Genomic DNA, 8,228 nt, shown 5'->3' with positions numbered 1-8,228 from the left:
CTGCCGCGATCTAGACGAGCCCCCTCGTGCGCTCGGTGCAGACCGCGGAGATCGTCGCCGAGGCTGCCGAGCTGACCGACGACGTCTCCTGACGCAGCGGGACGAGCGCTCCCCGACAAGAGAGCTGGGCGCAGGCGCTCTCCCCCCCGCCGGCCCCCGCGCCGCCCTACGCCGCCTTCAGCGTCGCCGTGCAGTGCCCGCAGCGCACCGCCTTGATGGGGATGCTCATCGCGCACTCGGGGCACTCCTTGGTCGTCGCCGCCTCCTCGTGCTTTCTCTGGAGCTTCCCCATGAGCTGAATCAGCAGGAACACGCTCAAGGCGACGATGAAGAAGCTCACCAGGTTGTTGATGACCTGGCCATATTGAAGCAGGACCGCGCCCGCCTTCACCATCTCGTCGGGGTTCGCGTAGGGACCGGGCCCGCTCGGCGCCTTCAGGACGATGTAGTGCCGGCTGAAGTCGATGCCGCCCGTCACCAGGCCGATCGGCGGCATGATCAGGTGATCGACGAGGGACTTGACGATGTTGCCGAACGCCGCGCCGATCACGACGCCGACCGCCATGTCGACGACGTTGCCACGAATCGCAAACTTCTTGAAATCCTCCCAGAACATCGCTCTCCTCCCATCGCCGAGGGCCGCGGCTCGCGCAGGCGACTCCGGCTCGGTCATCGCTTTATCGCAACTTCGGCGCTGCCAATAGCCACCCTGTCACGCCGTCCACGCGGCCGGCGCCGCCAGCACAAACGGTGCCACCGAGCTCGCCCGTGGGCTCGTCTCGGCTCGCCGGTCGCGCCCGCCTGGGTCCGCCTCGTGCCCCTCGGCGCCCCCCCGCTCCACCCCCCGCCGATTTCTCACACACCGGTTCCCCGATCCCGCCCCGCCTCTCTAGGATGCGCCCCGGAGGACCCACCCCCGCCATGGACCCCGACACCGAAGCCGCCCTGCGCTACCGCGCGAAAGCCGAGCTGCGGAAGCGCGCCCGGGCGGTCCGCAACTCCATCCCCCGCGACGCCATCCTCGAGCGCTCCCGCCGCATCGTCCGCGCCCTCGCCGAGCTCCCGGCCGTCGTCGCCGCCCGGCGCGTCGCGCTCTTCTACCCCATCGAGGACCGCAACGAGGTCGACCTCCGCGAGCTCGACCCGCTCCTCCGCGCCCGCGGCGTCCAGGTCGCGTACCCCGCCATCGACCCCGAGTCGCGCGCCATGACCTTCCGCTTCGTCGCCGACCCCGAGGCCATGCAGGAGCGCGGCCTCGGCTTCCGCGAGCCCGACCCCGCCGACGAGGAGGCCGCCGCGCTCGACGTCATCGTCGTCCCCGCCCTCCAGATCGACGCCCGCGGCCACCGCATCGGCTACGGCGCCGGCTACTACGACAGCACCCTGCCGCGCTTCTGCCCCCCGGCGCACGCCGTCGGCGTCGCCTTCGACTTCCAGCTCATCGCCGAGGTGCCCACCACCGACGGCGACGTCCCGCTCGGGACCATCGTGACCGACGCCCGCGTGCTCGACGCCGAGCCCGCCTAGGATGCCCAACGGACCGCTGCCCAAGAACCCGGTGGAAGGGGAGACCGACAGCGCAAGGCCCGTCCTCATCGCCGCCCTCGCGTCCGGCGCGATGATCGCCCAGCAGGTCGCCGGCCGCGCCACCCGCGACGCCCTCTTCCTCTCCGCCTTCGGCGCCGCCGACGTCCCCAAGGTCATGGCCGCCGGCGCGGTGCTCTCGTTCGCCGCGGTCCTCCTGCTCTCGCGCGCCCTCCTGCAGCTCTCGCCCGCGCGCGTCGTCCCCGCCACCTGCGCCGCGAGCTCCGTCCTCCTCGGCCTGGAGTGGGCCCTCGCCCTGCGCGCGCCCGGCGCCGCCGCCCTGGTCTTCTACCTGCACGTCGCCGTCTTCGGCGCGACCCTCATCTCCGCCTTCTGGTCGCTCGTCAACGAGCGCTTCGACCCCCACACCGCCCGCCACTCCATGGGCCGCATCGCCGGCGGCGGCACGCTCGGCGGCGTCATCGGCGGCGTCTTCGCCTGGCGCGCCGGCCACCTCGTGGACGCCCCGACCATGCTCCTCGCCCTCGCCGGCCTGAGCGGGCTGGCCGCCCTGGCGACCTACCTCCTCGGCGCCGGCCTCCCGGGCGCGACCGCGGCCGGCGCCGAGGGCCACGCCGAACATCACGCCGGCGCCGCCGCCGCCGGCTCCACCGCCGCCTCCGCCGCCGCCAGCCCCTCCGGCCTCCGCGCCCTGCGCGAGAGCCCCCACCTGCGCGACCTCGCCCTGCTCGTCGGGCTCGGCGCCGTGAGCGGCGCGCTCTTCGACGTGGCCCTCAGCGCCGAGGCCGCCCACGCGATGCGCGACCGCAACGAGCTGCTCTCGTTCTTCGCGCTCTTCCACCTCTCGGTCAGCCTGCTCTCGTTCCTCGTGCAGTCGCTCGCCGCCACCTTCTCGCTCGACCGCCTCGGGCTCGCCGCCACCATCGGCATCCTCCCGGCCGCCGTCCTCACGAGCTCGCTCTCCATCGTCGTCGCGCCGCGCCTCTGGTCCGCCTCCATCGTCCGCGCCACCGAGGCGGTGCTCCGGAACTCCCTCTTCCGGTCGGGCTACGAGCTGCTCTACACGCCGCTGCCCCCGGACCAGAAGCGGTCGATCAAGACCCTCATCGACGTGGGCTTCGACCGCATCGGCACCGCGGCCGGCAGCGGCCTCGCCATCGTCCTGCTCGCGCTCGCGCCGGACGCGTCGCTGCCGCTCCTCATCGGCCTCGGCACGGCGGCCGCGGGCGTCACCCTGCTCTTCACGCCGCGGCTCCACCGGGGCTACGTCGCCGCGCTCGAGGGCAGCCTGCGCTCCGGCGCCGTCTCGCTCGACCCGGCGAACGTCGTCGACGCGACCACCCGCCGCACCCTGAGCGGCACCGTCGACGCGCTCAGCCGCGACAAGGTGCTCGCCGAGCTCGCCGCCCTCCGGAGGGGGACGGCCGCCCGGGCCGACGCCGGCCGCGCCCACGGCGACGGCGAGCGCATCTCCTTCGTCGGCCCGCCGATCTCCGCCCGGCCGCCGGTCTCCGCCGGCGCCCCCGGCGACGGCCCGCGCGCCCCGGCGGGCGAGCGCAAGACCGCCGAGGGGCCGCTCTCGGCGCGCTCCGCGTCGGCCGCGCTCTCGTCCGACCCGGTGCTCGCGGCGGTCGCCGACCTCCGCTCGGGCGAGCCCGAGCGCGTCCGCAGGGCGCTCGCGGCGCTCGCCCGCGAGCCCGACCCCGCGCTCGTCCCGCACCTCCTCCCGCTCCTCGAGCGCGACGGGCTCATCTCGGAGGCGATCCGCGCGCTCCGCGCCGTCGCCCCCCGCGCGACCGGCCAGCTCCTCGACGCGCTGCTCGACCCGGCCGTGAGCCTCGCCGTCCGGCGCCGCATCCCGCGCGTGCTCCAGGCCTGCCCCACCCAGCGCGCCGCCGACGGGCTGATGCTCGGCCTCGCCGACGAGCGCTTCGAGGTGCGCTACCAGTCCGGCGTGGCGCTCGCGCGCCTGCTCCAGCAGCGCGCGCCGATCCACCTGCGCCGCGACGACGTAATCGCGGCGGCGATGCGGGAGATCGAGATCGACCGCCGGGTGTGGGACGCCCAGCCCCCGAACGCGTCCCCGCCGGCCGAGGCGCCCCTGTCCGCGCGCCTGCTCGTCGAGCGGACGAGCCGCAGCCTGGAGCACGTCTTCCGCGTGCTCTCGCTCTTCCTCGAGCGCGAGCCGCTCGAGATCGCCTACCGGGCGCTCCACGCCGACGACGCGCACCTCCGCGGGACGGCGCTCGAGTACCTGGAGAACGTGCTGCCGGCGCCCATCCGCGAGAGCCTCTGGCCGTACCTGGGCGCCCGTCCGACCGCCCCCGCCGAGCCGCTGACCGCCGCCGAGCCCCGCGCCGGCGAGCCGGGCGCCGGGGCGCCGGGCGCCGCCGAGCCCCGCCCTGGCGAGCCGCGCGCCGCCGAGCCGCGCGTGGCGCGCCTGCCCGAGCAAGCGCTCGACGAGCTGCGCCGGTCCGCCGCCAAGTGGCCGCGGACGTCGATCTCCGCCGCGCGCCGCCGCAGGGAGCCGCGCACGTAGCGCGTGCGCTCCCCACGTCGCGCGACGCTCCCCTACGCTCCCTCGCGCAGCGTCGCGCTCCCTCGCGCAGCGTCGCGCTCCCTCGCGCAGCGCGCGCGCTCGGCGCCGGGCGGAGGCGTCACCGAGCGCCGAGCGGCGCGTCGATCCGGCGAGCGACAAAAAGAAAAAGCGTCGCCGGGGCCCGGGGGGGGAGAGGCCGCACCAGCAACGCTGACCTATGAATTAGCAGCTCGTATGCCACGGCGAGAAGCCCGAAAATCGCTGCGAAATCGCATAGATGTCCCGGGCGCATTCCCTCGCGTTGCACTCCTGCGATTTCACCCTTGCAGGCGCGCATTGCGTCGGGGGCGGGGCGGCTAGTGCAGCGGCTCGCGGCGCCGCGCCCTCTCGTCGAGGTGCTCGGCGATCGTGAGCCGGTCGGCGTCGCTCATGACCACGAAGCGGACGGCGAGCAGGTTGTCGCGATCCCAGACCGGGCGGGCGCGCAGCCGGATGGGGCGGCCGACCCCGAGGTCGAGCTCGAACGGGGTGACCGCCGGCAGCGCCCGGCCCGCGAGCCCGGGCGTGCGCTCGACGACCATGCCGGTCGGGGAGAGATCGATCGCGCGGCACCGGTGCCTGTGGCCGTCGACGAGCGCCGAGACGGGGAAGTCGACCTGGGCGCGCGCGCCCTGCCTGCGATCCATGCGTTCCTCCTGGGTCCTCGTGAGGCGCCGAGCGTAGGTCGCGCGGCGCGTCCGGGCCAAACATCGGGCGGGCGAGCCCCGCCGGCGCCCCGCAGCGCGGCGGCGCGATCCCGGCGCGGGTGCGATATGCTGGCGGGGCGAAAGGAAGGACGGCGATGCCCACGTGCCGCGAGTGCGACAGCGAGGTCGACGAGCTCAAGACGATCAAGGTCGGAAGCAAGAAGAAGAAGGTCTGTGAGGACTGCGCCGATCGCGCGGCCCAGGAAGGCGCGATCGCCGAGGAGAGCGAGGCCGTGGTGCAGCAGATGATGGGCTTCAAAGGCAGGCGCTGAGCCCGCCCCGGCCCCGCTCGGCCCGCCAGACGCCCCGAATCCAGGAGGAAGACGGGAATTCCTGAAAGGCCACGAGATCTCCTCCTGAACCCGATTCATCCTTTTCCGTATTCCTGACAACCCGTTCAGTTTTCCCGCGGGGCCGGCGGCTTACTATCCCGTGGCTGGCGGCGCGATGAACGGCGCGACGCGCGCGACGATCGCGCGGGCGCGCCGGATCCCGCCGTCGAACGCCGCTCATTCGTGCCTGTCGGCGATCTCCCGCCCGATCGCGCCGATGTCGCCGGCGAGAACGCATCGGCGAGCGCGCGCGGGTCCCCTGGGAACGGGCGCGGCTGCCGGCCGAACGCACGGCGCCTCGTCGAATCGCAATGGCTGAGGCCCACTCGAGGTCGCGAGCGCCGCAATGGAAGCTCTCCCGGAGATCCGATGGGCGAATGACTCCGCTGCACGCGCGCCGAGGCGCGCTGGGCAAAGCCGCGTCACCGCGGAGGAGCGCCCGGCGCGCATGGCACCGCCGCGCGCGCTCGAGGCGCCGCGGAAGCGGCTCGAAGCGTGAAAGGCGCTGCTCCTATGCGGGCGCGGCGCGATCGGCGCGACCACCGCTCCGCCCATCGCTGACGACGAATCGGTGCGCGCTCCGGCGAAGCACGCCGCCTCGGCGCGGCGTGGACGTCGCCCGCGAGCTCGACCGATGCGGGGAGAGGTAGGCAGAGGTCGTTGGGATGAACGGAGTTTCCGGTGTAGGTGCGTTTTGGCCAACAATTATGCGGGATTTTGACCATGAGAGAGCGAGCGAGCGGCCACATCGCTATACATTCCTCACATCAGCGGACGAGCTGCGCATTGCAGTTTTGCATCGAATTTTTGCAACCTTGATGTGAAAAGCGGCTGAGGTGTGCGACCTAATTGGCCGATCGTTTGATTTGCGAAAGCATTTCGTCTTGACCCTTTGCTCCAATCCAGGAATAAGTTGTCTCACGAGAGCGCCGGTATCCGCCCCTCTGGTGCTGAATGGTCTGCACCGATGGTTCGCGGCGCGAGGGTCTACAGCGGGAGGCTTCGCTTCTGCCCCCTGTAGCCTTCGGCCGTTACGGTCCTGTTCACCGCAGGGGTTCGACGACGCCGGGGGAGAAAAAGCCATGCATTCGATTTCTCAAGGCTTTGGGTCGCGGTCGTTTGCTGCCGGTAAGTTCATCGCCGCGCTGATGGCGATGTCGATCGTCGGCTCCGGCTGCGCGCCGCTCGACGACGAGGACGTGACCGCGGAGGACTGGGGCGCGGGGGAGCAGGCCGCCGGCACGACGTTCCTTGTCGGCCCTACGCGCACCTACAAGACCCTCAACGACGTCGCGAGCCTGCTGAAGCCGGGCGACATCGTGGAGGTCGACGGCAACGTGACGTACCCGGGCAATATCCGGATCACGAGGGGGGGCACGGCCAGCGCGAAGATCACCATCCGCGGCAAGCGCGTCTCCGGGAAGCGCCCCATCCTCAAGGGCGGCACCAACACCATCGAGCTCAACGCGAACCACGTCGTGCTCGAGGGGTTCGATGTGACCGGCGGCACGACCCGGTGCGTTTTCCACCATGGTCACGAAGTGACCATTCGCGACACGGTGGTCCACGACTGTCCTGCGCACGGCATCCTCGGCGCCGACAGCGACTCGGGCTCGCTGACGCTGGAGTACGTCGAGGTCTACAAATGCGGGAACGGGACGCAGAAGCACTCGATCTACATGGCCACGGATGAGAGCGCGTATCCCGGCGCCGTGTTCCGGATGCAGCACAGCTACGTCCACGACACAAACGGCGGCAACGCGGTGAAGTCCCGCGCGGAGCGGAACGAGATTTACTATAACTGGATCGAAGGCGGGCTCTACAAGGACCTCGAGCTCATCGGTCCGGACGGGCAGGATCCGGGGCTCGCGCGGGAGGACTCCGATGTGGTCGGCAACGTCTTCCGCAAGACGCACACGCAGTACGTGGTGCGCGTCGGCGGCGACGGCACGGGCGACACGAAGGGGCGGTACCGGTTCGTCAACAACACCTTCCTGCTGATGCAGGGGTCGAACGCGGCGATCCACCTGTTCGACGGCATCGAGAGCATCGAGCTGCACAACAACATCTTCCACCGCGTCGGCGGCGGCAGCGTCCAGATCTTCCGCGACGACGCGAAGTGGGCGACCGGCAGCCCGGTGATCAAGGGCGTCAACAACGCGGCGCCCAAGGGCACGGCCGTGCCTTCCACCTTCGCGAATACGCAGTTCGTGGACGATCCGGGCTTCACGAGCCTGGACAGGCGCGACGTGACGCTGCTGTCGTCGAGCCCGCTCCTGAACAAGGGCGTCAGCCAGATCTCGGGGATCTCGGGGTACCCGTTCCCGAAGCCGCTGGCGAGCCCGCTCTTCCACCCGCCGAAGGGGGCGCTCGAGGCCGTCGGCACCGCGCGGCAGCGGACGGCCGTGGGCGCGATGGACATCGGCGCCTTCGAGTTCGGCTCGGGGACGACGACGACGCCGACCCAGCCGACGACGCCGAGCGAGCCGACGCAGCCGGAGCCGACGACACCCGATCCGGCGCCGTCGTGCCCGACCGTGGACGCCGGCGAGTGGGTGAACACGCCGCTGACGACGCAGTGGGGCACCTTCACGGCGACGTGGGACGTGACGCCGAGCGCGGCGAAGATCGACGGGGTTGTCGGGCTGTCGAGCGGGGCGGCGGATCAGTGGACCGAGCTCGCGGCGATCGTGATCTTCGACGAGCAGGGCAACGTCCGGGTCCGGAACGGCTCGAGGTACGAGGCGGCGACGGTGTTCCCGTACGTGGCCGGGAAGACGTACACGGTCCGGATGGTGGTCGAGACGGCGTCGCGGCGGTACTCGGTGTACATCCAGCCGAAGGGCGGCGCCGAGGTGCAGCTCGCGTACCGATACGCCTTCAGGACCGAGCAGGCGCAGATCCGGTCGCTCAACAACTGGGCGATCACCCAGACCGTGGGGTCGGCGTCGCTCTCGGCGTGCAACTTCTTGATGAAGTGAGCGCCTCGGAGGGGGCGGCCGGCGGAATGAGCGCCGGGGCCCCCTCCTCCTCCTTTCGCTTCGCTTAGATGCCTGCCCGGGGGCC

General features: G+C 72.0%; 6 protein-coding genes. 4 read left to right on the top strand and 2 right to left on the bottom strand.

Annotation, left to right across the window (positions count from 1 at the left end; all coding sequences use genetic code 11):
* Positions 1–166: 166 nt before the first annotated feature.
* Positions 167–616 (bottom strand): large conductance mechanosensitive channel protein MscL, encoded by a 450-nt coding sequence (gene mscL / locus WMF33_RS39510; RefSeq protein WP_437333445.1) that lies wholly within the window; start codon positions 614–616, stop codon positions 167–169.
* A 305-nt stretch (positions 617–921) separates the two neighbouring features.
* On the opposite strand from mscL, the gene WMF33_RS39505 reads away from it, so the two are divergent.
* Positions 922–1,527, top strand: coding sequence for a 5-formyltetrahydrofolate cyclo-ligase (locus tag WMF33_RS39505; protein WP_437333444.1), 606 nt, complete (start codon positions 922–924; stop codon positions 1,525–1,527).
* Position 1,528: 1 nt separating this feature from the next.
* On the top strand, positions 1,529–4,084 hold the full coding sequence (locus WMF33_RS39500; RefSeq protein ID WP_437333443.1) for a hypothetical protein: 2,556 nt from the start codon (positions 1,529–1,531) through the stop codon (positions 4,082–4,084).
* 356 nt (positions 4,085–4,440) lie between these two features.
* Here the strand turns inward: WMF33_RS39500 and WMF33_RS39495 are convergent, their stop codons facing one another.
* Positions 4,441–4,770 (bottom strand): PilZ domain-containing protein, encoded by a 330-nt coding sequence (locus WMF33_RS39495; protein ID WP_020740063.1) that lies wholly within the window; start codon positions 4,768–4,770, stop codon positions 4,441–4,443.
* A gap of 155 nt (positions 4,771–4,925) precedes the next feature.
* Between WMF33_RS39495 and WMF33_RS39490 the strand changes: the two genes are divergently transcribed.
* Both WMF33_RS39490 and WMF33_RS39485 read left to right on the top strand, forming a co-directional pair.
* Positions 4,926–5,102, top strand: a complete 177-nt coding sequence (locus WMF33_RS39490) for a hypothetical protein (protein ID WP_159397796.1) — start codon at positions 4,926–4,928, stop codon at positions 5,100–5,102.
* 1,142 nt (positions 5,103–6,244) lie between these two features.
* Positions 6,245–8,143 carry a right-handed parallel beta-helix repeat-containing protein gene (locus WMF33_RS39485; protein WP_437333442.1) on the top strand — a complete coding sequence of 633 codons (1,899 nt, stop codon included), beginning with the start codon at positions 6,245–6,247 and terminating at the stop codon, positions 8,141–8,143.
* Positions 8,144–8,228: the final 85 nt, after the last annotated feature.

Source organism: Sorangium sp. So ce394, assembly GCF_051474665.1.
Taxonomy (GTDB): domain Bacteria; phylum Myxococcota_A; class Polyangia; order Polyangiales; family Polyangiaceae; genus Sorangium; species Sorangium cellulosum_D.
Note: the sequence above shows the minus strand (reverse complement) of the source record. Positions and strands in the feature narration are given on the sequence as shown.